The organism is Micrococcus sp. iso_239 (assembly GCF_056173395.1).
On the sequence record NZ_CM149672.1, the window covers coordinates 657,432 to 679,329 of the forward strand.

Sequence of the window (21,898 nt, forward strand, 5' to 3'; positions counted from 1 at the left end):
AGCCTTCGAGTGAACCTTCCACAGCACTCTCGAAAGGACATCACCACGATGACCGCTCCACACATTGTCGACCCTGAACGCCTGCTGCGCGAAGCTCTCGGGGAGGCCTCCCCAGACCTGCTGCGCCACCTGCTGCAGACCGTGATCAACGCACTGCTCTCCGCCGACGCTGACGCGGTCTGCGGGGCCGAGTACGGCAAGCCCTCCGAACACCGGACAGCGCAGCGCAACGGCTACCGCCACCGACCCCTGGACACCCGCGCCGGCACGATCGATGTGGCCATCCCCAAACTCCGGGCCGGCAAGTACTTCCCCGAATGGCTGCTCGAGCGCCGCAAACGGGCCGAGTCCGCACTGATCACCGTGGTCGCGGACTGCTACCTGGCCGGGGTCTCGACCCGGCGCATGGACAAGCTCGTACGGCAGCTGGGCATCGACTCGCTCTCGAAGTCCCAGGTCAGCCGGATGGCACAGGAGTTGGACGAGCACATCGAGGCTTTCCGTCACCGGCCGCTGGGCGAGGCCGGCCCGTTCGTGTTCCTCGCCGCCGACGCCCTGACCATGAAAGTCAGAGAGGGCGGGCGGGTGATCAACGCGGTGGCCATGGTCGCCACCGGGGTCAACGCCGACGGGCGCCGCGAAGTCCTCGGGCTGAGGGTGGCCACCACGGAGACGGGTGCGGCGTGGAACGAGTTCTTCGCGGACCTGGTGGCCCGGGGGCTGGCCGGGGTGGCACTGGTGACCTCGGACTCCCATCGCGGCCTCGTGGAAGCCGTGGCGGCGAACCTGCCCGGGGCCGTGTGGCAACGCTGCCGCACCCATTACGCGGCGAATCTGATGGCCGTGACCCCGAAGAGCATGTGGCCGGCGGTGAAGGCCATGCTGCACAGCGTGTACGACCAGCCCGACGGGCCGGCCGTGCAGGCCCAGTTCGAGCGCCTGTTGGACTACGTGCAGGACAGGTTGCCCGCGGTGGCTGGGCACCTCGATGCAGCACGAGAGGACATCCTCGCGTTCACCTCGTTCCCGAGGGACGTGTGGTCCCAGATCTGGTCGAACAACCCTGCCGAGCGGCTGAACCGGGAGATCCGGCGCCGCACGGACTCGTGGGGATCTTCCCGAACCGGGATGCCGTGGTGCGTCTGGTCGGGGCTGTGTTGGCCGAGCAGACCGATGAGTTGGCCGAAGGCCGCCGGTATCTCGGCCTGGAACTGCTCGCCCGGTGCCGTGAGCCCCTGACCACGGAGCAAGAGACCGTGATGAGCACGGAGGTGATGCCGACCCTGCAGACCTGACAGGTACAAGCCCCCTACAACCTCGAAGACGGCTACACCACTTCCAGGGACTTGACCCGACCCCAAACCCTCGGCGCGGTCAGGAACCGATCCTGTGCACTCGGGCGGCGCGTCTGGCATGAGCGTTGCTCTTCGCTCACGCTCGACCAACACCACCTCTGCCAGTGGACATGCCGCAGCGAACTCGCGGCCCGCAGCATCGGCCGACCGCCGGGGGCATAAGTTGGTCATGACCTTCGCGAACCTGTTGCAGGCCTCGCGAGCTTCGCCTCGTATCCCCTCTATAGCCATGCGCTACTCCTTCCCAGGGACTCCCGCAAGACGCGGAACGCCTTGCGGCCATGAGCTGCGTCGGGAGGATTAACGGAGCGAGGACGGATAGCAGACGGAGTGCCGACCATCAGGCTCCACAGCGAACCCGACATGTCTGGTCCGGTCTACTGACCTGCGGCGTATCCGTCGAGATGCACGTGACGAACTTGGGTCATTCGTCGAGAGTCACGGTTCATGCGGCGAGTAGCGGTAAGGGAAGCCGAGGTGACCGTCGCATTCTCTGCGAACCTGATGGGCAAGTTTGTTGGGACGATGCCATCGCCTCACAGAGCTGAGTCATTGACAGCGACAGCCTTGCCTTGTCGATGATCAGGAACCGTGTGTGGTGTGCGTCGGTATTGTGTCGGCGTGATGCCGTAGCGACGGTGGAACCAGTGGGATGCGACGCGCGGGTCGCTCCACCCGACTTCGCTCGCGGCACGCATCACGGAGATGTCTGTTTCTTCGATGAGCCGCGCGAACTCGGTGAGCCGGAGTTCAGTGAGTAGGCGCATTGGGGCGGCGCCGGCGTGCTGTACGAACATGCGGGTCAGGTGGGTTCGTGAAAGTGAGAGTTCTCGTGAGAGTGCTCCAACGGTCCACGGCTCTGCGATCCGCCCGCGAAGCAACTGGATTGCTCGACCGATGTAGCCGATAGATCCGGTGTCGGTCAGTCGTCCATTGATGGGCGTCCACGGTGTTGTGGGGGTGTCCGATGCTTCATCAAGGAAAGTTGGCAGTATCAGCCTCATCCATCGTGCGAGAAGCTCGAGAGTGTGAGTCGCGACGACTTCGGGCGAATGGGTCCCGCTACGCAGGATGCTCATCTGTCGCCATAGCGGCTCGACCTGCCGCAGGGCAGCGATACCCGGTGCAAGGACGATCGCGCGGCCGTCCCACTCGAGGGGGTGCATTCCTGCGACCACTCGCTCTGCGTCGGGAAGGAACCATGCCATCTGGGTGCGCCAGAACCGTTCGTCGGCGTAGATGGCCCAGATGCGTACGGACGGTGATGGGCGCACGCGGCACCATTTGCCGGTGCCGAGGGCAAGAGACATGCCAGGACGCAGGACGTGCACGCTCTCAGCAGTCTCGAGGGCGCAAGAGCCTTCGACGACGTTGAGTATCTTCGCGTGCCGAAATACGGTACGGCTTGATGGAACCGTGCGCACCATCTCTATGGCCGCGATATCGCCTGGTGCCCGAACCGCTGCGTAGGGGCGCGTGAACCTGAGGGGCGCAGCGGGTGGCAAGTCATGTGCGGCCTCGAACGCGTCCTCTGGCGTAGCGGCCACGCTGCGCATGGCACGCTGTCAGCTCAGCTTGCCCTCCGAGTCGCGTGGCCGCACGCGGTGTTCGCTGAGGATGGAGACCCGATTGAACATATTGATGGCTGCGGCGACCCACTCCGCGGCCGCGAACTCCTCCTCGGCGAGGGTGTTTCGGGCCTGCGCGAGCTCGGCATTCACGGCGGCGTCGAGCGGGAGTCGGGTGGCTGCTTCAGCGATCGCGAGCAAGGCTCGCTCTCGATCGCTGAACAGAGTCGACTCGCGCCAGGCGGGCAAGACGTCGAGTACTTGCTGATTGACTCCTGCGCGCCTCGCCTGCCGTGAATGCAGATCAAGGCAGAAGACGCATCCGTTCAGCTGTGACGCCCGAACCTTGACCAACTCGCTCTCCGCGGGAGTGAGCCCACGTTGCGACGCGGCCTCAGACACAGCGGTCGCGAACGTAGAAGCGGCTTCCCATGCTTCAGGGACGGCCTTGTCCATGTATGGGCGCGGTTCATGCAAGGTGGACATCAGCGATCGTCCTTGGACGAGTCACCATCGGAGTCGAGGCCCTTTCTGACCTCGTCCATATCGAGTCCTCTGACGTTCTCTACGACTTCAGCCAAGGCAGTGGGCGGTAGGGCCCCCGCCTGGCTGAAGACGAGTAACCCCTCACGGAAGGCGAGCAGAGTCGGAATCGCGGTGATCTGGGCGGCCGCGGTGATGCGCTGCTCCGACTCCGTGTCGAGCTTCGCGTGGACGACGTCCGGATTGTCTAACGATGACTTCTCGAAGACCGGCGCAAACTGGTGGCATGGTGCGCACCAGTCCGCCCAGAAGTCGACGAGGACGATGTCGTTCTGATTGATCGTGACCTCGAAGTTGTCTTCGGTCAGTTCGACGGTTGCCATGCGAGTTCTCCTCTTGTACTCATGATGCTCAGTGGTGGTGTCCGTGGGGGTTGCCGGGGAATCGCGCGTCGACGATGTCGGCATACTCCGGATGAGCGCGGATGTACGCGGCGGCGAAGGGACATGAGACCGTCGCGGTCATGTTGTCCTTGCGGAGACTGTCCAGGACGCCCCCGAGGAGCCGCGCAGCGACTCCCTTTCCACGGAACTCCGGGAACACCGAGGTTGCGAGGAGGAGCACCCGGTCGCCGGTTCTGCTGTAGAGCAGGCCTGCAGCGAGCTTGCCGTCCACGGTCGCTTCGTACAGCTCTGACTCGACGTTCTCCGTGATGACGAAGTCTTCCGCTGCGTCCGAGGAGACAGCCGGGAGGTCGGTGTCGGCGTCGGTCGCGGTCAAGCCGATCATTCCGTCGGGATGTTTCATGTCTCTCCTATCGCGAGATCTCGGTCAGCGGCCCGGTAGTACCCAGTCGGGCCGGATGAAATGGCACGAGTACCCATTGGGGTGCTTCTGCAGGTAGTCCTGGTGCTCGGGTTCGGCCTCCCAGAAAGGGCCGGCTTCGCCGACCTCGGTCACGACTTCTCCTGGCCAGCGGCCCGAAGCGTTGATCGCTTCGATCACGTGGAAGGCGACTTTCATCTGTCCCTCGGTCGTCGTGAAGATCGCTGATCGGTAACTGCGCCCGATGTCGTTTCCCTGGCGGTTCCGAGTCGTGGGGTCGTGAATCTGAAAGAAGAACTCCAGCAGTATCTGGAATCGGATGATCGAGGGGTCATAGATCACTTCGAGCGCTTCGGCGTGATCCCCGTGATTACGGTAGGTCGCGTTGGGCGTGTCGTCGTCGCCGGAGTATCCGACACGGGTGCTCACCACGCCCGGGAGCGAGCGGAAGAGTTCCTGGGCTCCCCAGAAGCAGCCGCTGGCGAGGATCACTCTCGAGGTCGGCATCGTCTTCTCTCTCTTCGCGGCGGGCAACACGCCCCTTCGGGTCACGATACGGAGCGGAGTGCTGTCCAGGTGGCCTGGCTGTGCAGCGTAATGTCCGCGACCTGCGGCGTTCGGAAGCGGGACCGGCGGTTGCAGGGAGAAGACAGCTCTCTGCAGGAGCAGGCCACACGGGGCAGAGAAGCGGACCTACCGTCAGAGGAGGCGCCGGAACTCCGGCAAGCCAGCGAACCGTGCCCTACGGTGAGGAGAGATCGTGATATCAGAGCAGATCGATTTCGAGAATGTGCGCTTTGATCCGGATCTCTCTGACTTCCATGAGCTTGCGAAGCAGATGGCCACGGGGTTCGGGTACACCGCGAAGCTGTCGATCGGTGATCGCCTAGCCGCCCTTCTCCGATTGCGGGTTGCGCAGATCAATCCGTGCTCCTACTGCCTGATCCTGCACACGCGTATCGCCGTGGAAGTCGGCATCGGCGCGGCGATGGTCGCGCACCTGGCGAGCTGGCGGCAGAGCACGATGTTCTCCGGTTCCGAAGCACTCGCACTCGCGTACTGCGAAGCGCTGACACGTTACGAGCACGAGCACTTCGATGAGATGCATCAAGGGCTGACGGTGTTTTTCGATGAGCGTGAGATCGCCGAGATCGCAGCCGTCGTCATCAACATGAACGTGTGGACGAGGCTGAAGCTCGCGCAGGGCGCGGTGCCAGTCGTATTGCCCGGTGACGAAGAGCCTGCTCGTGAGACTGAGAGCCCAGGCGTCGGGGGAAAGAAAGGGAACCCATCATGACTGACGGATCGGTCAGCGGGCAGGAGATCGAGTTCGATCTGCTTCCGCCGGATGAGAGCCTCGACTCGGATCTTCTCGGCGAAGACTCCGACGACGACGGCCCGGGATACTCTCCGCCGGAGCGGCGGTCATCCGAACTGTCGTGGGGATTCACGGCGCGCGAAGCACGCACCCGAGAACCGCTGGCGGCTCGCTTGGCGCGTGAGGTGCCGGAGTACGAACCTGAAGAGCCGATGGGCGACGGGATCGGCGACATCATCGGCACGGACGGCGAGATCCTTGACGACCAGGTCGGATCGGTACGCGCTGGGCGGCTGATCTGGACCGAACCCGGCAACCCTGACCCGTCCTCCGACTTCTGGGCATCCGACATCGGCATCGACAATGGTGCCGCCTCCGCCGAGGAGGCGGCTATCCATGTCGTCATCGACGAGGGCGACTATGACCGGCAATAGTCTGGAATCAGACCGGGGAAGCCCGGAAGACCGGCGGAGGCTGTAATGATGCAGCAGACATGGGACTCGCGCAGCATTGATCCACGTGACCGCGTGGAGACGATCCGGACGATGCTCTGCGAGAACCTCGTCCAGACAGACCTGACTCTCGACCCGCAAGGCCGCGAGGCTCGCGTGAGCGTGTCTTACCAAGACATTGGGCAGCTGAGAGCCCTGTCCGTCCAGACGGTGCCCTCGCTGGCTGCCCTCGCTATGCGCCCCCAGCGGATGATCACAGCGGACAACGACGAGTCATTGTTCGTGGTCTTCCAGCGCGGCAACCGGTCGATGCTGCGCCGTGGGGATGACCAGACCGTGATGACTCCAGGCAGCATCGTCGTTTACCCGAGCACGAGCCCCTACGTCCACGCTTTCGACGAGGGGGTCATCGGGGACTTCTTCCGACTGCCGTTGGGTGTGGTGGGGTTGACGGCGGATCAGATCGGCGAGGTCTCTGGGGTGGATCTGCGTGAGCGGACCTCGCTGGCGGCGCTGCTGCAGTCCGTGCTCGGGGGCGTGATGGACTCCGAGCTCAGCCTGCGCGACGAGGTGGACGTGTTCGCGCCTGTCGCCGACCTGCTGAAAGTGACCCTGCTCAGCGCCCTCACTCCCGACCGCGCCACGACCCGGTATCCGCTGGCCGAGCAGATCGTCACCTACGTGCTCGACAACCTCACCGACCCTGGTCTCGGGGCCGCCCGGATCGCGAAGGACCTGCACGTGTCCGAGCGTCTGCTCTACGCAGAGATGTCCCGCGCCGACATCCGGCTCGCGCAACTGATCCAGTCCCAGCGCCTGCGCCGCGTCCGCGACGCCCTGACCGCACCGGCCACCATCGATGTCCCCATCGGCGTCCTCGCCCAGCAACACGGGTTCGTCTCAGCCAGCCACTTCAGCCGCATCTTCCGCGAAGAATTCGGCACCACACCCCGCCAATGGCGCAACAACACCACACCTCGCCCCGATGAGACCCAGGACGAGAGCCGACTGGACCGCCCGCAGCAGATCAGGCCAGAGGAGACGTACTGATGAACGAGCCGCTATCTGACCTCACCGTCATCGACGCGGAGGAAGTTCGAGCACCGGATATCCCTCGCGCGCTGACGGCCGCATCGATCCTGTACGAGGACGGGGCAACGCAGGCATTCGCCGAGGACGGCAAGACCGTGTACGTCGAGAACGGAAGACCCACGTTGGGGGAGTGGTATGTGGATGCAGAGGGGCAGTTCTGTTCCTTCTGGCCGCCGGACTACCGCGCGTGCTATGAACTGCGCTGGCTCGTCGAAGACGGGCGGATCGCTGGTCTCCGCTTCCGCCGCGGGTCCTACAGCGCCATCGGCCGGTATCAGCTCCCCGGGCCTGACAATGCCGTCAAGGAATGAGCAGGGCGTCGCGGCAACGAGCCAGAAGCTCGTAAAGACGGACGCGCTCCACCGGCTCAACCTCCACGGTCATGCGATGAACGACCGAGGAGACTTCCTCATGTGCGCGTTCGAGGAGGAGTTCTGCGGCATCGTTCAGCACCACGCTCCGTTCCCGCCTGGGCCCAGGATCACTCGAGCGGGTGACCAGTCCCCGCTTCTCCAGCCCCTGAAGCAGCACGTTCATCGACTGGCGAGACACGAACGCGCGCCGGGCGAGTTCGGAGCTCGTGATGCCTGGCGTGTCCTGCAAGGCGGTCAAGCACGCGTACTGCGGCACACTCAGCGCCAGCGGGCGAAGCCGATCGTCCATTCGCTGGTTCAGGAGCGACTGCGTCTCCTTGATCAGCACCCCCAGCGACTCCGGGCTCCGGTCCAATGCATCCATGTCAATAGTTTGACACACACTCCAACGAGTGTCAGGATATTGACACTGGCGATATTGAACAGAACAGGAGCCTGCTCATGGCAGCAACAACCACCGGCCCGGACTTCGTCTCTTTCCAGGTGCGGGACCGCGCCGTCTCCGCGAAGTTCTACGAGGAGCTCGTCGGACTCACACGCCTCCCAGACTCGAACCCCGCGGCGACCGTCTTCTCCGCAGGAGGAGCCGCGTTCGCCGTCCGCGACCCGTTCCCCGGTGTGGATCTCGACGCGATGCCTCAGCTCGGCGCCGGCGCCGGAGTCTGGTTCCACAACGACGACGCGGAAGGCGTGCATGCACGCCTGGTCGACGCGGGAGTGGCGATCGCGCAGGAACCGTTCGAGGGGCCGTTCGGACTGCAGTTCTCATTCCGTGACCCCGACGGCTACGTCGTCACCATTCACGCCCGCGCCTAATGCCACCATGGCGCAGCACACCCTCTCGGTCCAGGTCCTCGGGCCGTGGTCCTTGCGCACCAGCAAGCGGTTCTGGGAAGAATTCACCCCTACCGCGATCGCGGCCGGCGGCGACCCGGACGTCCTCTCTGCGCGCTTTATGAGCGAGCATGACTGGACGCCCGTGTCCGCCCGCGTCACCCAGCGCGGGGAGAGCGCCCAGATCAGCCTGTCCGGCACTGGCGATCTGGCCGCAGCAGCTGAGCAGGTGTGCCGCTTCCTCTCTCTTGATGTGGACGCGCGGGCCTGGGCGGCTGTCGGCGATCGCGACCCGATCATCGCCACCGCCCAAAGGGCTCTCCCCGGATATCGCCCGTGCGGCTTCCATTCGCCCTACGAAGCCGCAGCCTGGTGCGTCTTGTCGCAGCGCACTCGCGTCCCGGTTGCTGCCCGAGTCCGCCGCGACCTTATCGTCGCGCACGGGGACGACGGGGCCTTTCCCGCGCCCGATGCGCTCATCCGCGCCATCGACGCCGGAGAACTGGACCTACCCGGTCGGAAGCCAGACTATCTCCGGGCTGTCGCCGAGGCTGCGCTCACCGGACTGCTCAACGGTCCCCGGCTCCGAACTACGCCCGAAGAATCTGCTCGCCGCGAGCTCCTCACGGTGACAGGCATCGGACCGTTCGCCGCGGACCTCGTCCTTATCCGCGGCGCCAACGCCCAGGACGTCCTTCCGCGCGCGGAACGCCGCCTTTACGCCGAGATCTCCTACCAGTACGGGCCCGAATCGCTGCTTGAGGAGGTCGCAGAACGCTGGCGCCCCTTCCGCTCCTGGGCCGCGGTCCACCTCCGTGCGCTCCGAGAGCAGCGCACCCGTGAGATGAGCTGATCGATGACGTTACGGCTCTTCGACAGCGGAACATCATCGTTGTGCACGTTCGCGCCCCTGCGACCGGGTCGCGTCGGCATCTATCTGTGCGGTCCGACCGTTCAGGCTCCGCCACACGTCGGCCATCTCCGCTCGGCAGTGGTCTTCGACCAGTTGCGACGATGGCTCCAGATCGGCCACGAGCTCGACGTGACCCTGGTCCGAAACATCACCGACCTGGACGACAAGATTCTTGCTGCGAGCAACACGGCGGGCGTTCCATGGTGGGCGTGGGCTGCTCGCCAGGAGAGGGCGTTCGCCGACGCCTATCGCATGATCGGTATCTTGCCGCCGACGATCGAGCCGCGCGCGACGGGGCATACCGCCGAGATGCTTGCGTTCATCGACCGGCTGATCAAACGAGGCCACGCGTACCGAGCGGGAGACGATGAGAGAGACGTCTACTTCGACGTCTCATCATGGCCTGGCTACGGTTCTCTGACCTCACAGGAGACCGGCACTCTCCCCGGAGACGAACATGCCGATCAGGCGACGGGGAAACGCGACCCTCGCGACTTCGCGCTCTGGAAATCCGTTCCCTCAGATGTGGCGGTAGGAGAGGCGAGTGCCGCGGGCGCGGCATGGGATTCGCCTTACGGGCCGGGACGCCCGGGATGGCATCTGAGCTGCTCGACGATGATCCTCCGCTACCTGGGAGAGAGCTTCGACATCCACGGTGGAGGGCTCGACCTGCGTTTTCCTCATCATGAGAATGAGCAGGCGCAGTCCCGTGCCGCCGGATACGGATTCGCGCGCTACTGGATGCACAATGGCTGGGTCACGTCCGGCGGCGACAAGATCAGCAAGTCCCTCGGCAACGCGACACCCGTCGACGATCTTCTGCAGGGGATACGTCCTATCGACCTGCGCTACTACCTCGGATCGGCCCATTACCGGTCGAACCTGGAGCTGACCGAATCCGCCCTGCGATCCGCCGCGGCGGCGATGCGCAGAATCGAAGACTTCATCGCCCGGAGCGCGAACGACTCGAGGCAGACGGCGGATGCGAGCAAGCTGCCGGTCGCATTCAGAAACGCCTTGGATGACGACCTCAACATCCCCATGGCCCTCGCCGTCCTCCACGACGAGGTCAGGCGCGGCAATACCGCCCTCACCCAGCACGACGCGCGGGCCGGTGCCGACGCACGGGACGCCGTGCTCGCCATGACGGGCGTCCTCGGCATCAATCCGCACGAGATGCCGTGGGGCAAATCAACCGCTGGACCCCTGCGCGTCGAGCGGGCGTTGGAGATTCTGATCGCCCAGGCGCTCGACCAGCGAGCCCAGGCCCGCACGGTCGGGGACTTCCGCACGGCAGACCGTATCCGTGACGAACTCGACGCCGCCGGCATCGTGCTCAGCGACAGTCAGTCGAGCACGACATGGGTCTTCGGTGAAGCAAATAGCGCATGATCCGAAATAGCAACAGGAGGGTTCTTCAAGTCACAGCCTATTCCCAGATTAGCGGGACCAAACCGCGTCACCCCGGCGTTATCAACAGTGACGCCGCAGCCAGCGGCGCCGGACAAGGAGGAAATCGTGTCGCACGACTACAGCAAGACTTCTGAGGCCCTGAGCCGCCTCAACGACCAGCAGTACCGCGTCACCCAGAAGGACGGCACCGAGCCGGCTTTCCGCAACGAGTACTGGGACAACCACGAGGACGGCCTGTACGTGGACGTCGTTTCCGGGCAGCCCCTGTTCTCATCCACCGACAAGTACGACAGTGGAACCGGATGGCCCAGCTTCACCAAGCCGGTCGTCGCGGACGCCGTCCACACGAAGACGGACCGATCCCTCTGGATGCCCCGCACCGAGGTCCGCTCCACCGGGGCGGACAGCCACCTCGGACACGTCTTCGACGACGGCCCCGCGAACGCTGGCGGCCTGCGCTACTGCATGAACTCCGCCGCGCTGCGGTTCATCCCCGTCTCCGACCTGGAGGCCGAGGGGTATGGCGAGTTCCGCTCACTGTTCGAGACCACCACCACGACCACGAAGGAGCACGCATCATGACCAGTGGAATTCACGACACCGGAGAGGTCACCCGCACACCAGGCACCGAGACGGCCGTCCTCGCCGGCGGCTGCTTCTGGGGCGTCGACGAGCTCATCCGCAAGCAGCCGGGCGTGATCAGCACCCGTGCCGGATACACCGGCGGACAGAACGATCACGCCACCTACCGCAACCACCCCGGCCACGCCGAGGCTGTGGAGATCGTCTTCGATCCGTCGAAGACGACGTACCGGGACATCCTGGCGTTCTTCTTCCAGATCCACGACCCGTCGACCCTGAACCGTCAGGGCAACGACATCGGCACGAGCTACCGCTCGACGATCTTCCCGCTCACCCCCGAGCAGGAGCAGATCGCCAAGGAGACGATCGCCGACGTCGACGCCTCCGGCCTGTGGCCAGGCTCGGCCGTCACCACGATCGAGCCCGCCGGCCCGTTCTGGGAGGCCGAGCCTGAGCACCAGGACTACCTGCAGCGGTATCCGAACGGCTACAACTGCCACTACCCTCGCGCCGGCTGGGTCCTGCCCCGCCGCATCGAGACGACGGAGGCTTCCGTCTGACCATGTACTCGTGGGGGCGTGCCACCGCTGAGCCGGTGGCACGCCCTCGCGTCATCAGTGACTGAGAAATGATGCGGAGTGACCGTGAACAACGATGAAGACAACACGGTGGAGCGGCGTCGCGCAGCATCAGCCGCAGGCCTGACGTGTGCCGATCTGACCGACGCGCTCGGCCGGAAGCATCGTCACCGTGCCCATGTCACCGGGCTGGTCAGTCCGACACCCGAACGCACCCTGTTCGGTCGGGTCGCGACGATCTCCTTCTTCCCAACGTGCCATGCCGTACTCGACCCGGAGCAATACACGTTCGGACGGCTGTTCCACCAGGCCGTCGACGGATCACCGGCCGATCCCGCCAACACGGTCCTCGTGATGGCCAGCAACGGCCACAGCTCGACGTCTCTCGCCGGTGGGACGAAGCTCTCCCGTGCGACCAACGTCGGCCTCGCCGGCGTCCTGACCGACGGCCGCCTTCGCGACTTCGACGAGCTGGCCGAGGAACCTTTCGCAGCCTGGTGCTCGGGAGAGGCCGTCGCCTGGGGTGGAGCTGTCGTCACGCCGTTTCAGGCGAACATCCCCGTCGTCATCGACGGAGTGGGCATCTATCCGGGCCAGTACATCTTCTGCGACTCATCGGGAGCCGTCGTCATTCCCGACAGCGACATCGACGATGTGCTCGAGACCGCCCATCGGGTCCGTGCCGACGACGCCGCGTCCCGTGACCTGATCGCGCGGGAAGCCCGCAGCGGCGACCTGGCGCACGAGCGGTGACCTCACACTCCTGGCGGTGTGGTGTTGTTGCGCCATTGGCGGGGTGTGGTGCCGAATTCTTCGCGGAAGATGCGGCTGAAGTGGCTGGCTGAGACGAACCCGTGTTGCTGGGCGAGGACGCCGATGGGGACATCGATGGTGGCCGGTGCGGTCAGGGCGTCGCGGACGCGGCGCAGGCGCTGGGACTGGATCAGTTGCGCGAGCCGGATGTCGGCGCGGGACATCTCTGCGTAGAGCAGACGCTCGGACACGTGCAGGTCCTTCGCGATCCGGGCGGCCCCGAGACCAGGGTCGGTGAGGTTGTCGAGCACGTAGGTGACGATCTGCTCGGCCAGCGGATACCGGGTCGTGGCGCGGTCGGGAGTGAGGGCGCTGAGCAGGGTCACTTTCAGCAGGTCGGCGACAGGCGCGAACACGTCCACCTCGTCGCGCAGGCTGAGCTCGGAGTCCATCACGCCCCCGAGCACGGACTGCAGCAGCGCCGCCAGCGAGGTCCGCTCACGCAGATCCACCCCAGAGACCTCGCCGATCTGATCCGCCGTCAACCCCACCACACCCAACGGCAGCTCGACGATCATGCGATCGGCGTCCTCGGCGGGCATTGCACTCCCCACCGTTGAGCGGGGGACAACGACGATGCTCCCCGGAGTCAGCTCGGTGTCCCGCCCCTGCAGCGACAGGACCGAGGCATTCCGACGCTGGTAGATGACTAACAGGTAGTCTTCGCCGTGACCACGCGGAGAGCTGACCGACATCACAGGACTGCTTCCTCGATCAGTTCGTAGATGTTTGCCCGGCGGAGATCGCTGGCGTGAAAGACGAGCCCGTCGCCCCGGTGCGGTGGCTGCGCTGCGACATGCCGCACGCACGCGGCGGCGAGATCTCGCTCGGCCGGCGACATCACCACGACTCCAATCACAGTCGTGTCCACGCCGACGAGATTGGTGGCGCTCCTGCTCACCTCACCGACCACACCGCTCGCCAACCTGTGTACACGGGCCCGAGACATCGTGCCGGCACCGTCGAAGGCCACCACCACCGTTCCAGGCCGAACGATGTGCAGCGCGGCGGTCACCTCATGCTCGATCCGTGAAGCCAGCGCCCGGCGGGCCCGGATGCCCAGGCCCCGACGAAACCGATAGGCCGCCACGACCAGACGCTCGTCCTCAGCCACCCGCTCCGCAAGAGGGGAAGGAACGAGCATCAGAAACTCTTGTGCGTCACCGAGCTTGACAGGCAGGTCCACCGAACGCCCCTCTCCTGCGGAGCACGCAACGTTCTCGCGGACGGGCGCGCGCGGGCGCCGGCATCGAGCCCTTGGCTCGGACGTTCTCGCGCACACGGAAGATCCGTGAACCGCGTGGCTTCCCGCACATCATGACCACCAGCCTACGACGACAGAAAAGGACTCGCCAGACCAAAGCGCGAACCGAGTGTCGAACGAGGAGAGGTTCTAGAAGCATGAAAACGCAGGCGGCGCGGATTGCTTCACATGATCCGGGTCGACTTGGAGAAGGACTCAAAGGTCCATTATTATGAGGGCATGCGATGCGAGCCTCCCGCTCCGCGGGGCTTGACTGGACCGGCCGGGCTGGCATCGCGTGACGGACGACTTCGATCCCTGCGGACGGGGGAGACTACCCTGGAGGCGTGACTGCCGACGGAACGAGTGCACGCCGGTTGACGCCGAAAGGGGCGGCAACGAGGGCACGTATCGTCGACGCAGCGAACCAGCTGATGTATGAGCGAGGTGTCGCCGCGACGACCCTCGCCGACGTCCGAGCCGCCAGTGCGACATCGAAGTCTCAGGTTTATCAGCACTTCGCCGACAAGGACGCACTCGTGAAGGAAGTCATCGAGACCCGGGCAGAGGACGTCCTGACGCAGCAGCGCCGACGCCTTCGACGAGTGGAGTCCCTGCGCGGGTTCGAGCTGTGGCGGGACGAGCTCGTCGAACGGAACGCGCTACGCAACGGCGCATACGGGTGCCCGCTCGGGTCTCTGGCGAACGAGATCGCAGACCACAACGAGGATGCCCGCCGCGCGATCGCTGCCCACTTCGATGAGTGGCTGGAGATGCTGATCGATGCCGTGGAGAGGCTGAAGACACGCGGCGTGTTGCGCAGCGATGCGGACTCGCGAGCGCTTGCCAGTGGGCTGCTGTCGGCACTCCAGGGAGGCTATCTTCTGGCGAAGGCGAGCCGAGACATCTATCCGATGCGTGCTGCTCTCGACATGGCTATCGCACAGCTCAGGGCCTACGCGACAGAGACCGGCTCCTCAACCTGATCCCTCTTCATCGCGAACGCGGTCAGCCCCGCAAAGCTGAGGAAGAGTCGTTCACCGGCGTCGATGATCGTCGCCAGCACATGGCTGCACGTGTTGCAGCGTACGACCAGCCCCGGAGCGTCCGGATACACGACTGATTCGCCAAGGGGCGCGATATGCCCGCAACCTCCGCAGCGTCCCTCGATCATCGTTGCGTCTGGAACGAGGAACTCGGCGAGAGTCCCGGAGAGGATGTTGCCGTCAAGATGGCTGGTCATCATAGGCCTCCGAATCGTTCGGTGAGGATGTCTTGCGGCGCATGACCGAGCTTCACGAGCCACGGCGCGACGGCTTCGACGAAGCCTGTCGAACCGCACACGAAAATGCGCGGACGGTCTTCCGGGGGGAGCGTCCGCGCGGCGACAGTCGACTCTGTGAGCCGTCCGACGGGCTCCTGCCATCCGGCTGGCGCTCGTCGCGTATACACGAGGTCCATGGCGAACGACCCGTCCGACAGTTCGAGGAGCTCATGGTGGAAATAGATGTCTTCGGGCGTACGCACCGAGTACAGCAGCCGGAACGGAACGGGATCGGACGCGGCCGCATGGGAGGCTGCCATCGCGTAGAGGGGAACGACGCCTGACCCGCCGGCGATGAGCTGCACGGGGCGCTGGCTCTGTCCCGGGCGCCAGAGGAAGAACGATCCCAGCGGTCCGTGGACCTCGATCTGATCACCGGCGCGCAGTTCGCGGACGAGGAACGGTGACACCTCGCCATCGGGCAGCTCATCGACCGCGAGGACGATCGTTCCGCCCGGCTCTGAGGATGCGATCGAGTACGACCGCGTCGCTTGGTAGCCGTCCGGAGCGGTCAGGCGTAGATCGAGATGACTTCCCGCCTCGCTCCCTGGCCAGCCCGGAACATCGAGCACCAGCCGCACCGCGGTCGGCGTCTCCGGGCGGACCTCTGAAACCGTGGCGACGAACCACGCCGGCCTCACGCGGGGGCGAGGCGGAGCGAGCCGGGTCTGCTCCATCACCAGTAGCGTTCTTCCTTCCACGGATCACCGTAGATGTGATAGCCGCTCTGCTCCCAGAACCCAGGGTCGTTCGTCGGCATCATCGTCAGCGCACGGACCCATTTCGCGCTCTTCCAGAAGTACAGATGCGGGATGAGAAGACGTGCCGGCCCGCCGTGCTCCGCGTCGAGGGGAGCGCCTTCGGCCTCGGTCGCGATCCAGGCTTTGCCGTCCAGGAGATCCTCGAGCGGCACATTCGTGGTGTACCCGCCGTAGGAGTGCGCCATGACGTAATCATGGGACGTCTCGACGTTCTCGAACAGCTTGTCCAGGCTCACCCCGCGCCAGGCCATGTCGAGCTTGGACCAGTGCGTGACGCAGTGGATGTCGACCGTGATGTCCTCGGCACCGAGCGCCAGAAACTGCTCCCAGTTCCAGTGATGCTCGGTACCGGTTTCATCGAGGATCGCGAAATCCCACGTCTCGGTATCGACATAGGGCGTGGGACCGGCAGTGAGCACCGGCCAGTTCTCGAACAGCGTCTGTCCCGGAGGGAGCTGATCATCGGGACCACGCCGACGTCCCGCGAATCCGCGAGTAGTGAACGACATACATCGCCCCTTCCGTGTCGTCTGGCTGTACACAACCGACGATATTGCGGGAGCTCTCTCGCTGATCGCCTAGTCCTGCGCGGAACTTGCCCATGACTGCAGGTGATGAGCCCAGGGGTGAAAACAGGCGATTGCGCCGACCACACTGTGGAACAGGACGCCCCACTAGGCGGCCTCGGTTCCCGCAAACATCGAGAAGAAGTCTGTGACCATGTGCCCTGTTGCGCTCGGCATGCCGACCGTTCGCAATCGCGCGCGCTCAACGATCGGCCGACCCGAGACACCTCTTCTCGTAGACAGGTTCGGGCGCATCGCGCGAGACCTGCGTGTATCGATCACCAGCGCCTGCTCACTGCGTTGCACATACTGCATGCCGGCGGAAGGCCTGCCCGTAGTCCCTCGCGGGGAGTTGCTGACTCCGGAAGAGATCGCGCGCCTGGTCACAATAGCCGTCCACGATCTCGGAGTACGCGAGGTGCGTTTCACCGGCGGCGAGCCGCTTACGCGACCGGATCTGGTCGAGATCGTGCGCCGGACGACCACAGTCGTGCCGGGCGTGCCCGTGTCGATGACGACCAATGGGATCGGCCTCGATCGCAAGGCGCCGCAGCTTGTGGAGGCCGGACTGACGCGGATCAACGTGTCGCTGGACACGATCGACCGCGAGCATTTCGCCGCCGTCACCCGACGCGATCGCCTGCCAGCCGTGCTCAGGGGGATCGAGTCGGCACAGCACGCAGGGCTCAGCCCGATCAAGATCAACGCGGTGGCGCTGCGCGAGACCCTCGCGGATGCTCCCGACCTGCTGGCGTGGGCGCTTGCCAACGGTGTGCGGTTGCGGTTCATCGAACAGATGCCGCTGGATGCTGATCAGACCTGGCGCAGAGACCACCTCGTCTCCGCCGAAGAGCTTCTCTCCGTGCTCGGACGCCGTTATCGACTGACCCCGGCCGGCCGTGAAGACCCGTCCGCTCCTGCAGAGGAGTGGCTCGTCGAGGGTGGCCCGGCGACCGTCGGCATCATCGGATCCGTGACGCGCAGCTTCTGCGAAGCGTGCGACCGTACACGGCTGACAGCCGAAGGCTCGGTACGTTCATGTCTATTCGGTGACGACGAGACGGACCTGCGCACGATGCTGCGCAGTGGAGCAGACGATGCCGCCATCGCCGACGCGTGGCGGGCGACGATGTGGGATAAACAGGCTGGGCACGGGATGGATGAGAAGAGCTTCCGTCGACCGGCCCGTTCTATGGGAGCGATCGGAGGCTGACGATGCCGTGCATACTCGTCCGATACTTCGCAGCCGCCGCTGAAGCGGCCGGCTGCGAAGAAGAACACGTCGAGGCGAGGTCCCTCGGAGAGGCGAAGGACGCGCTCCTCACAGCTCACCCGGCACTCGAAGCGGTCGTCGCAAAGGGGACATTCCTCGTCGACGGCATCGCCTCACGCGATCCCGCGCGACCGGTCTCCGCGCAGGTGGACGTGCTGCCCCCGTTCTCCGGCGGCTGAGCGATACGGTGGACGGTTGAGACTCGATCCATAGCGAGGCTTCCGCGTATCGAGGACCGCGTTCGTCTCGTGCGCCGTCATCTTTCTGCGTGAGACGATCGTGCCGTATTGCCCCGATCCTCGCGTCAGCAGGAGTCGAAGTACAAGCGCTGGGGATGCATACCGTCGCTCACGTCGTACACGGCATCGGACGCTTCGCGTGGAGTGTCCTCGCGCATGTAGCGCAGATGCCGTTCACGGGTGTCTGGATGGGCCGGCCCGCCGCCGTCGAGGAAGACGGTGAAGTGCCACGCCGAACGCAGACTGGAGCGCAGCAGCGACCAGCCGTCGACAATCAGCACCGTGTGCTCAGACGCGTCAGTGAACCCGCTCTCAGGTCCGTTGAGGCGGAACATGCGCAGCATGGTTCGGACCGTATCGTCGTCCGTGAACGGTGCTGCGGTGAGACGAGTCGCGTTACGTCCCACTGCGCGCAGCGCTGCCGCTAGCGTGTTGGCGAAGTGCGTGCGGGCTGCAGCGTCCACGCCGTCGATGGCGACGAGTATTCGGCCGCGTGGGTTTCTGTGAAGCACCTCCTGAGCGAGCTCCTCCCAGACGGCGGTACCAGCGGCACCTGAGGCGTTGGGAGACGTGGCCATCGTCACTCCTGCCGTGGAATGGTCAAGAGGGGGCGCTCTGGAATGCCGTTCTGGCCACGCTCATCCTTGCCGTCGGCGCTCGCTGTGGGTTGCGTTCGCGCTCTCGAGACGCCATCGATCGGTTTCATCTCTCCGCCTCTTGCCGAGTCGCATCCGCATGCTGGGGCAACTCCCGGACGAGTTCGAGGACGTCGTCGGGAAGGAGCTGTCCTAACGTTCCACAGGAGTACACGCTGATCACGACCTTCCCGTCGGGATCCAGCACGAATCCGGTTGTCTGCAGCTGGGGCGGGTCCATGGTGACGAACGCTCCGGTCGTGGCGGCGATCTGCCCCACATCGGTGCTGTGTCCGATCGGAAAGGTCAGGCCATAGCGCGACACGAGCTCCGTGATCATTGGCTCCTCGTCCGCAGTCAGCGCGACGACGGCGATATCCACGGCGGACAGGCGCCGTAGGCCGCGCTGGAACGCACGCAGCTGCTCTACGCAGGACCTGCAGCTTGCCCCGCGTGAGAAGAGGACCACGCTGTACTGCCCGGCGAATTCGGCAGGGATCGTTCGGCGTGGTCCTCCCACCTCGACCAGTTCAAGAGGGGGGAACGCATCACCGCCACGCAGCAATGACATCAGCGGACGACTCCTGACGGGGCCAGTCCGTTGCCATGGAAGCTGTCTGGTTCAATCTCAATGCCGGTCATCTGGCGGCCTCTTTTCGTCGGTGATTGCGTCTTCAGCGTTTCGCGCTTGAGTGCTTCTTGCGTATCTACAACCCCACCCACTCCGATCTGCCGTCGGTGAAGTGCTGGTGCTTCCAGATCGGAACCTCTGCCTTGATCGCGTCGACGAGCTTCCCGCACGCGGCGAAGGCCTCCGCCCGGTGTGGAGCGGCGACGACCGCGACCAGTGCGACGTCGCCGATCTCGAGGTGCCCGATGCGGTGAGCGGCGACGACATCGCAGTTCGTGGCTTGCGCGATCCTCGCGCACACGTCGATGAGGACTCGTTCTGCGTCGGGGTGCGCCTCGTAGTCGAGAGACCCGACATCCTCTCCGTGGTCATGGTCGCGCACGATGCCTTCGAAGGTGACCACCGCCCCGTTCTTCCTGCTGCGTATCCGTGTCTCCAGCCACGTCTTGTCCAGTGGTGCGGTGGTGACGGAACCGATCGGCTCAGGCATGTCCGCCACCGGCCAGCTGGTCGTGCAGGTGCGGCAGGAGCGGTTCCAGCGCGAGGAGGCCGTCTTGTACGCCGCGTGGCGATCCGGGCAGATTGATGACGATTGTGCGTCCGGCGATCCCCGCAAGCGCTCTGCTGAGCGAGGCTGTCGGAGTCGTCGTACGGCCCGCTGCCCGAATGGCCTCGGCGACGCCGGGAAGTGCTCTCTGGATCACCGCGCTCGTTGCCTCGGGCGTGCGGTCCTCGGGATGCACACCGGTGCCGCCGGTCGTGATGATCAATGCCGGTTCGCGGGTGAGAGCATCCGCGAGCGCCCGATGGATATCCGCGTCAGCGACGACCACGGGTTCGTCTGCCTCATACCCGCGGTCGCGAAGCCAACCTGAGATCGCCGGCCCGGTGAGGTCATCGCGCGATCCGGCCGCGGTGCTCGTGGACGAGACGATCACGACCGCGTGTCCGCGCTCTGTGGGCTCAGGTGCGTCTGCAACCCAATGCCCGCGCTTGCCCCCGGTCTTCTCGATGAGGCGGATGTCTCCGAGTACTGCGGCCGGATCGACGGATTTGATCATGTCGTGCAGGGCGAGACCGGCGACGGCGACAGCGGTGAGGGCTTCCATCTCGGCGCCGGTCTTCGCCGTAGCTGCGACCGCGGCCCGAATCTGCACCGATGAGGTGCTGAGCTCGAAATCGACGGTGACGGACTCCAGGGGCAGCGTGTGCGCGAGGGGCACGAGCTCGCTGGTGCGTTTGGCGCCCTGGATGCCCGCGATCCGCGCTGTCGGGAGCGCGTCTGCTTTGCTTAGTTGGTTGGTGGCGAGCAGCTCCAGCACTGCCGGTGTCGTGTCGAGACGGCCGGTCGCGATCGCCGTGCGACGAGTGATCGCCTTCCCGCCGATGTCGATCATCCGCGACCGGCCTTGATCGTCGAGGTGCGGCAGTTCGTTCATAGATTCCAGGTCTCCACGCGTGTCCCGATGTCGAGGGTGACGGCATCGATCGGGACATCGATGAGCACGTCGGATGCCGCCATGGCGGCGACAAGGTGCGAGGAGGCTCCGCCCAGCGGTGCGACCCGGCCTTCAGGCAACGCCACGCCGCGGCGGAACTGCCGTTTGCCGGTGACAGAGGTGAGAGGTTCGGCCAGGGTCCGTGGCTCGGGTCGGCGTGCAGGCAAGCCTGCTGTCTCGCGGAGGATCGGCTCGATGAAGAGCATGAATGACAGCTGCGCGGACACGGGGTTGCCGGGGAAGCACACCACGGGAACGTCTTTGTAGAGGGCGGTGGCCTGCGGGCCTCCGGGCTGCATTGCGAGGGTATCGATGTGTGCCCCGAGGGGCTCCAGGAACTCCCTCACAACTTCGTAGCTGCCTGCCGAGATGCCTCCGCTGGTGAGCACGATCTCGGCTCCCGCCGCGTACGAGGCGTCCAGGGCGCGCGCGAAGGCGGCCGTGTCGTCGACGACACGATGCTCATCGGCCAGGAAGGCACCGGCGGACCGCACCGCTGCGGCGAGCGCGGGGCCGTTGGCGTCGTAGATCTGGCCGGGAGCCAGAGGTTCACCGGGGGTGGCCAGTTCGCTTCCTGTCGAGATCACCGCGACACGAACTTGCGAGCGAACGGGGATGGAGTCCAGTCCGGCGGCTGCGAGTGCCGCGAGGTGGCGGGGAGCGAGCCGGAGGCCGGAAGGCAGTAGAGGATCACCGGCGGCGAGGTCAGAGCCGGCTTCTCGTACGAACTCTCCGGCGTCCGGTTTCCGCGTGAACGTCACTGTCGCGTCGTGGACGGTGGCATGTTCGACAGGGACGACCGCGTCGGCATCGTCCGGGATCGGCGCACCGGTCATGACCCGGACGGCATGGCCGGGGTCAAGCGGCGCAGGTGTTCCGGGGGCGGCGGGGATCTCACCCCGCAGCGGCAGACTGCGTGGTGTCCGCGCAAGGTCGGTCACACGGACGGCGAAGCCGTCCATCTGTGAGTTCCGGAACGGGGGCAGAGCTATCGGAGTCCGTACGGGGTGGGCGAGCACCCGATCCAGTGCACGAGTCAGGGCGACCTGCTCGACGGTGCGCTGACTCACGGCGCTCAGGAGCGCGCGGACTCGGGCTGTGTGTGCGGCGACCGGTGTGCGGAGCAT

Annotated in this window: 29 protein-coding genes and 1 pseudogene; 14 read left to right on the top strand and 16 right to left on the bottom strand. The window is 65.4% G+C overall.

Translation table 11 applies throughout. The features are described 5' to 3' along the window. The first annotated feature begins 48 nt into the window (after positions 1-48). Positions 49-1,295, top strand: a pseudogene (locus AC0VX2_RS03000) (IS256 family transposase). 596 nt (positions 1,296-1,891) lie between these two features. On the opposite strand, the gene AC0VX2_RS03005 reads toward AC0VX2_RS03000, so the two are convergent. From AC0VX2_RS03005 to msrA (AC0VX2_RS03025), 5 genes are all read right to left on the bottom strand, one after another. Then, complete coding sequence (locus AC0VX2_RS03005) at positions 1,892-2,665, bottom strand: AraC family transcriptional regulator (protein WP_160126273.1); 774 nt, start codon at positions 2,663-2,665, stop codon at positions 1,892-1,894. Between the two features lie 255 nt (positions 2,666-2,920). Beyond that, the gene (locus AC0VX2_RS03010) at positions 2,921-3,409 is read right to left on the bottom strand and encodes a carboxymuconolactone decarboxylase family protein (RefSeq protein WP_074041171.1); all 489 of its coding nucleotides are present in this window, start codon (positions 3,407-3,409) and stop codon (positions 2,921-2,923) included. Further along, entirely contained in the window at positions 3,409-3,789 is a 381-nt protein-coding gene (locus AC0VX2_RS03015; RefSeq protein WP_119217789.1) for a thioredoxin family protein, read from the bottom strand. Before AC0VX2_RS03015 ends, AC0VX2_RS03010 begins: the two co-directional genes overlap by 1 nt. A 28-nt stretch (positions 3,790-3,817) precedes the next feature. Continuing rightward, positions 3,818-4,213 carry a GNAT family N-acetyltransferase gene (locus AC0VX2_RS03020; RefSeq protein ID WP_119217790.1) on the bottom strand — a complete coding sequence of 132 codons (396 nt, stop codon included), beginning with the start codon at positions 4,211-4,213 and terminating at the stop codon, positions 3,818-3,820. A 24-nt stretch (positions 4,214-4,237) separates the two neighbouring features. Beyond that, the gene (gene msrA, locus AC0VX2_RS03025; protein WP_119217791.1) at positions 4,238-4,738 is read right to left on the bottom strand and encodes a peptide-methionine (S)-S-oxide reductase MsrA; all 501 of its coding nucleotides are present in this window, start codon (positions 4,736-4,738) and stop codon (positions 4,238-4,240) included. Between the two features lie 253 nt (positions 4,739-4,991). Here msrA (AC0VX2_RS03025) and AC0VX2_RS03030 point away from each other — a divergent pair, with 253 nt between their 5' ends. The 4 genes from AC0VX2_RS03030 (at position 4,992) to AC0VX2_RS03045 (ending at position 7,404) form a co-directional block, all read left to right on the top strand. Further along, positions 4,992-5,528: a carboxymuconolactone decarboxylase family protein gene (locus AC0VX2_RS03030; RefSeq protein WP_235006254.1), complete on the top strand. Its 537-nt coding sequence runs from the start codon at positions 4,992-4,994 to the stop codon at positions 5,526-5,528. Then, complete coding sequence (locus AC0VX2_RS03035; protein ID WP_074041172.1) at positions 5,525-5,983, top strand: DUF5709 domain-containing protein; 459 nt, start codon at positions 5,525-5,527, stop codon at positions 5,981-5,983. The genes AC0VX2_RS03030 and AC0VX2_RS03035 overlap by 4 nt, the downstream gene beginning before the upstream one ends. Before the next feature lie 174 nt (positions 5,984-6,157). Beyond that, positions 6,158-7,051: a helix-turn-helix domain-containing protein gene (locus tag AC0VX2_RS03040; RefSeq protein ID WP_475432632.1), complete on the top strand. Its 894-nt coding sequence runs from the start codon at positions 6,158-6,160 to the stop codon at positions 7,049-7,051. After that, positions 7,051-7,404 carry a hypothetical protein gene (locus AC0VX2_RS03045; RefSeq protein ID WP_074041318.1) on the top strand — a complete coding sequence of 118 codons (354 nt, stop codon included), beginning with the start codon at positions 7,051-7,053 and terminating at the stop codon, positions 7,402-7,404. The genes AC0VX2_RS03040 and AC0VX2_RS03045 overlap by 1 nt, the downstream gene beginning before the upstream one ends. Here the strand turns inward: AC0VX2_RS03045 and AC0VX2_RS03050 are convergent. Then, positions 7,394-7,831: a MarR family winged helix-turn-helix transcriptional regulator gene (locus AC0VX2_RS03050; protein WP_074041316.1), complete on the bottom strand. Its 438-nt coding sequence runs from the start codon at positions 7,829-7,831 to the stop codon at positions 7,394-7,396. The two genes, AC0VX2_RS03045 and AC0VX2_RS03050, sit on opposite strands and share 11 nt — an antisense overlap. A gap of 77 nt (positions 7,832-7,908) precedes the next feature. On the opposite strand from AC0VX2_RS03050, the gene AC0VX2_RS03055 reads away from it, so the two are divergent. The 6 genes from AC0VX2_RS03055 to AC0VX2_RS03080 all read left to right on the top strand — a co-directional run bounded on the left by AC0VX2_RS03055 (position 7,909) and on the right by AC0VX2_RS03080 (position 12,540). Further along, positions 7,909-8,283, top strand: coding sequence for a VOC family protein (locus AC0VX2_RS03055; protein ID WP_074041313.1), 375 nt, complete (start codon positions 7,909-7,911; stop codon positions 8,281-8,283). A gap of 7 nt (positions 8,284-8,290) precedes the next feature. Beyond that, a complete protein-coding gene (locus AC0VX2_RS03060) occupies positions 8,291-9,154 on the top strand; it encodes a DNA-3-methyladenine glycosylase family protein (RefSeq protein WP_074041311.1) in 864 nt (287 codons plus the stop codon). A gap of 3 nt (positions 9,155-9,157) precedes the next feature. After that, a complete protein-coding gene (gene cysS, locus AC0VX2_RS03065) occupies positions 9,158-10,606 on the top strand; it encodes a cysteine--tRNA ligase (protein WP_396730027.1) in 1,449 nt (482 codons plus the stop codon). A gap of 126 nt (positions 10,607-10,732) precedes the next feature. Then, positions 10,733-11,209, top strand: coding sequence for a peptide-methionine (R)-S-oxide reductase MsrB (msrB, locus tag AC0VX2_RS03070; RefSeq protein WP_020625393.1), 477 nt, complete (start codon positions 10,733-10,735; stop codon positions 11,207-11,209). Next, positions 11,206-11,769, top strand: a complete 564-nt coding sequence (msrA, locus tag AC0VX2_RS03075) for a peptide-methionine (S)-S-oxide reductase MsrA (protein ID WP_074041308.1) — start codon at positions 11,206-11,208, stop codon at positions 11,767-11,769. The genes msrB and msrA (AC0VX2_RS03075) overlap by 4 nt, the downstream gene beginning before the upstream one ends. A 78-nt stretch (positions 11,770-11,847) precedes the next feature. Next, the gene (locus AC0VX2_RS03080; protein ID WP_239279595.1) at positions 11,848-12,540 is read left to right on the top strand and encodes an RraA family protein; all 693 of its coding nucleotides are present in this window, start codon (positions 11,848-11,850) and stop codon (positions 12,538-12,540) included. Positions 12,541-12,542: 2 nt separating this feature from the next. Here the strand turns inward: AC0VX2_RS03080 and AC0VX2_RS03085 are convergent, their stop codons facing one another. Together AC0VX2_RS03085 and AC0VX2_RS03090 are read right to left on the bottom strand one after the other, a co-directional pair. After that, on the bottom strand, positions 12,543-13,409 hold the full coding sequence (locus tag AC0VX2_RS03085; protein ID WP_475160103.1) for an AraC family transcriptional regulator: 867 nt from the start codon (positions 13,407-13,409) through the stop codon (positions 12,543-12,545). Next, positions 13,295-13,786, bottom strand: a complete 492-nt coding sequence (locus AC0VX2_RS03090) for a hypothetical protein (protein WP_074040882.1) — start codon at positions 13,784-13,786, stop codon at positions 13,295-13,297. Before AC0VX2_RS03090 ends, AC0VX2_RS03085 begins: the two co-directional genes overlap by 115 nt. 404 nt (positions 13,787-14,190) lie before the next feature. Here AC0VX2_RS03090 and AC0VX2_RS03095 point away from each other — a divergent pair, with 404 nt between their 5' ends. Next, positions 14,191-14,829, top strand: a complete 639-nt coding sequence (locus tag AC0VX2_RS03095; protein ID WP_221844558.1) for a TetR/AcrR family transcriptional regulator — start codon at positions 14,191-14,193, stop codon at positions 14,827-14,829. On the opposite strand, the gene AC0VX2_RS03100 is transcribed toward AC0VX2_RS03095, so the two are convergent. From AC0VX2_RS03100 to AC0VX2_RS03110, 3 genes are read right to left on the bottom strand one after another with little or no spacing between them, the layout of a single operon-like run. Beyond that, positions 14,799-15,089 (bottom strand): DUF6510 family protein, encoded by a 291-nt coding sequence (locus tag AC0VX2_RS03100; RefSeq protein ID WP_239279598.1) that lies wholly within the window; start codon positions 15,087-15,089, stop codon positions 14,799-14,801. The two genes, AC0VX2_RS03095 and AC0VX2_RS03100, sit on opposite strands and share 31 nt — an antisense overlap. Beyond that, the gene (locus AC0VX2_RS03105; protein WP_074040881.1) at positions 15,086-15,844 is read right to left on the bottom strand and encodes an FAD-binding oxidoreductase; all 759 of its coding nucleotides are present in this window, start codon (positions 15,842-15,844) and stop codon (positions 15,086-15,088) included. Before AC0VX2_RS03105 ends, AC0VX2_RS03100 begins: the two co-directional genes overlap by 4 nt. Further along, complete coding sequence (locus AC0VX2_RS03110) at positions 15,844-16,437, bottom strand: molybdopterin-dependent oxidoreductase (protein ID WP_046454460.1); 594 nt, start codon at positions 16,435-16,437, stop codon at positions 15,844-15,846. Before AC0VX2_RS03110 ends, AC0VX2_RS03105 begins: the two co-directional genes overlap by 1 nt. A 211-nt stretch (positions 16,438-16,648) precedes the next feature. Between AC0VX2_RS03110 and moaA the strand changes: the two genes are divergently transcribed. Beyond that, positions 16,649-17,707, top strand: coding sequence for a GTP 3',8-cyclase MoaA (moaA, locus tag AC0VX2_RS03115; protein ID WP_074040880.1), 1,059 nt, complete (start codon positions 16,649-16,651; stop codon positions 17,705-17,707). 2 nt (positions 17,708-17,709) lie between these two features. Further along, complete coding sequence (locus AC0VX2_RS03120) at positions 17,710-17,946, top strand: ubiquitin family protein (RefSeq protein ID WP_074040879.1); 237 nt, start codon at positions 17,710-17,712, stop codon at positions 17,944-17,946. Between the two features lie 125 nt (positions 17,947-18,071). Here AC0VX2_RS03120 and AC0VX2_RS03125 read toward each other — a convergent pair whose 3' ends face one another. The 5 genes from AC0VX2_RS03125 to AC0VX2_RS03145 form a co-directional block, all read right to left on the bottom strand. After that, positions 18,072-18,350 carry a nucleoside/nucleotide kinase family protein gene (locus tag AC0VX2_RS03125; protein ID WP_144879737.1) on the bottom strand — a complete coding sequence of 93 codons (279 nt, stop codon included), beginning with the start codon at positions 18,348-18,350 and terminating at the stop codon, positions 18,072-18,074. 358 nt (positions 18,351-18,708) lie between these two features. Continuing rightward, positions 18,709-19,212, bottom strand: coding sequence for a peroxiredoxin family protein (locus tag AC0VX2_RS03130; RefSeq protein ID WP_074040877.1), 504 nt, complete (start codon positions 19,210-19,212; stop codon positions 18,709-18,711). A gap of 136 nt (positions 19,213-19,348) precedes the next feature. Next, positions 19,349-19,762: a molybdenum cofactor biosynthesis protein MoaE gene (locus AC0VX2_RS03135; protein WP_074040893.1), complete on the bottom strand. Its 414-nt coding sequence runs from the start codon at positions 19,760-19,762 to the stop codon at positions 19,349-19,351. Continuing rightward, entirely contained in the window at positions 19,755-20,711 is a 957-nt protein-coding gene (gene moaCB / locus AC0VX2_RS03140; RefSeq protein ID WP_074040876.1) for a bifunctional molybdenum cofactor biosynthesis protein MoaC/MoaB, read from the bottom strand. The genes AC0VX2_RS03135 and moaCB overlap by 8 nt, the downstream gene beginning before the upstream one ends. Next, the gene (locus AC0VX2_RS03145; RefSeq protein ID WP_074040875.1) at positions 20,708-21,898 is read right to left on the bottom strand and encodes a molybdopterin molybdotransferase MoeA; all 1,191 of its coding nucleotides are present in this window, start codon (positions 21,896-21,898) and stop codon (positions 20,708-20,710) included. Before AC0VX2_RS03145 ends, moaCB begins: the two co-directional genes overlap by 4 nt.

Excerpts from the sequence above, each read along its gene's own strand:
- AC0VX2_RS03010 (WP_074041171.1), bottom strand. The coding sequence starts at position 3,409 with ATGTCCACCTTGCATGAACCGCGCCCATACATGGACAAGGCCGTCCCT.
- AC0VX2_RS03120 (WP_074040879.1), top strand. The coding sequence starts at position 17,710 with ATGCCGTGCATACTCGTCCGATACTTCGCAGCCGCCGCTGAAGCGGCC.
- AC0VX2_RS03125 (WP_144879737.1), bottom strand. The coding sequence starts at position 18,350 with ATGCTGCGCATGTTCCGCCTCAACGGACCTGAGAGCGGGTTCACTGAC.
- AC0VX2_RS03035 (WP_074041172.1), top strand. The coding sequence starts at position 5,525 with ATGACTGACGGATCGGTCAGCGGGCAGGAGATCGAGTTCGATCTGCTT.
- AC0VX2_RS03015 (WP_119217789.1), bottom strand. The coding sequence starts at position 3,789 with ATGGCAACCGTCGAACTGACCGAAGACAACTTCGAGGTCACGATCAAT.
- AC0VX2_RS03135 (WP_074040893.1), bottom strand. The coding sequence starts at position 19,762 with ATGCCTGAGCCGATCGGTTCCGTCACCACCGCACCACTGGACAAGACG.
- AC0VX2_RS03100 (WP_239279598.1), bottom strand. The coding sequence starts at position 15,089 with ATGATGACCAGCCATCTTGACGGCAACATCCTCTCCGGGACTCTCGCC.
- msrA (WP_119217791.1), bottom strand. The coding sequence starts at position 4,738 with ATGCCGACCTCGAGAGTGATCCTCGCCAGCGGCTGCTTCTGGGGAGCC.
- AC0VX2_RS03110 (WP_046454460.1), bottom strand. The coding sequence starts at position 16,437 with ATGTCGTTCACTACTCGCGGATTCGCGGGACGTCGGCGTGGTCCCGAT.
- AC0VX2_RS03045 (WP_074041318.1), top strand. The coding sequence starts at position 7,051 with ATGAACGAGCCGCTATCTGACCTCACCGTCATCGACGCGGAGGAAGTT.
- AC0VX2_RS03105 (WP_074040881.1), bottom strand. The coding sequence starts at position 15,844 with ATGGAGCAGACCCGGCTCGCTCCGCCTCGCCCCCGCGTGAGGCCGGCG.
- AC0VX2_RS03005 (WP_160126273.1), bottom strand. The coding sequence starts at position 2,665 with ATGTCTCTTGCCCTCGGCACCGGCAAATGGTGCCGCGTGCGCCCATCA.
- msrA (WP_074041308.1), top strand. The coding sequence starts at position 11,206 with ATGACCAGTGGAATTCACGACACCGGAGAGGTCACCCGCACACCAGGC.
- AC0VX2_RS03020 (WP_119217790.1), bottom strand. The coding sequence starts at position 4,213 with ATGAAACATCCCGACGGAATGATCGGCTTGACCGCGACCGACGCCGAC.
- moaCB (WP_074040876.1), bottom strand. The coding sequence starts at position 20,711 with ATGAACGAACTGCCGCACCTCGACGATCAAGGCCGGTCGCGGATGATC.
- AC0VX2_RS03130 (WP_074040877.1), bottom strand. The coding sequence starts at position 19,212 with ATGTCATTGCTGCGTGGCGGTGATGCGTTCCCCCCTCTTGAACTGGTC.
- AC0VX2_RS03050 (WP_074041316.1), bottom strand. The coding sequence starts at position 7,831 with ATGGATGCATTGGACCGGAGCCCGGAGTCGCTGGGGGTGCTGATCAAG.
- cysS (WP_396730027.1), top strand. The coding sequence starts at position 9,158 with ATGACGTTACGGCTCTTCGACAGCGGAACATCATCGTTGTGCACGTTC.
- AC0VX2_RS03145 (WP_074040875.1), bottom strand. The coding sequence starts at position 21,898 with ATGCTCCGCACACCGGTCGCCGCACACACAGCCCGAGTCCGCGCGCTC.
- AC0VX2_RS03055 (WP_074041313.1), top strand. The coding sequence starts at position 7,909 with ATGGCAGCAACAACCACCGGCCCGGACTTCGTCTCTTTCCAGGTGCGG.
- moaA (WP_074040880.1), top strand. The coding sequence starts at position 16,649 with ATGTGCCCTGTTGCGCTCGGCATGCCGACCGTTCGCAATCGCGCGCGC.
- AC0VX2_RS03060 (WP_074041311.1), top strand. The coding sequence starts at position 8,291 with ATGGCGCAGCACACCCTCTCGGTCCAGGTCCTCGGGCCGTGGTCCTTG.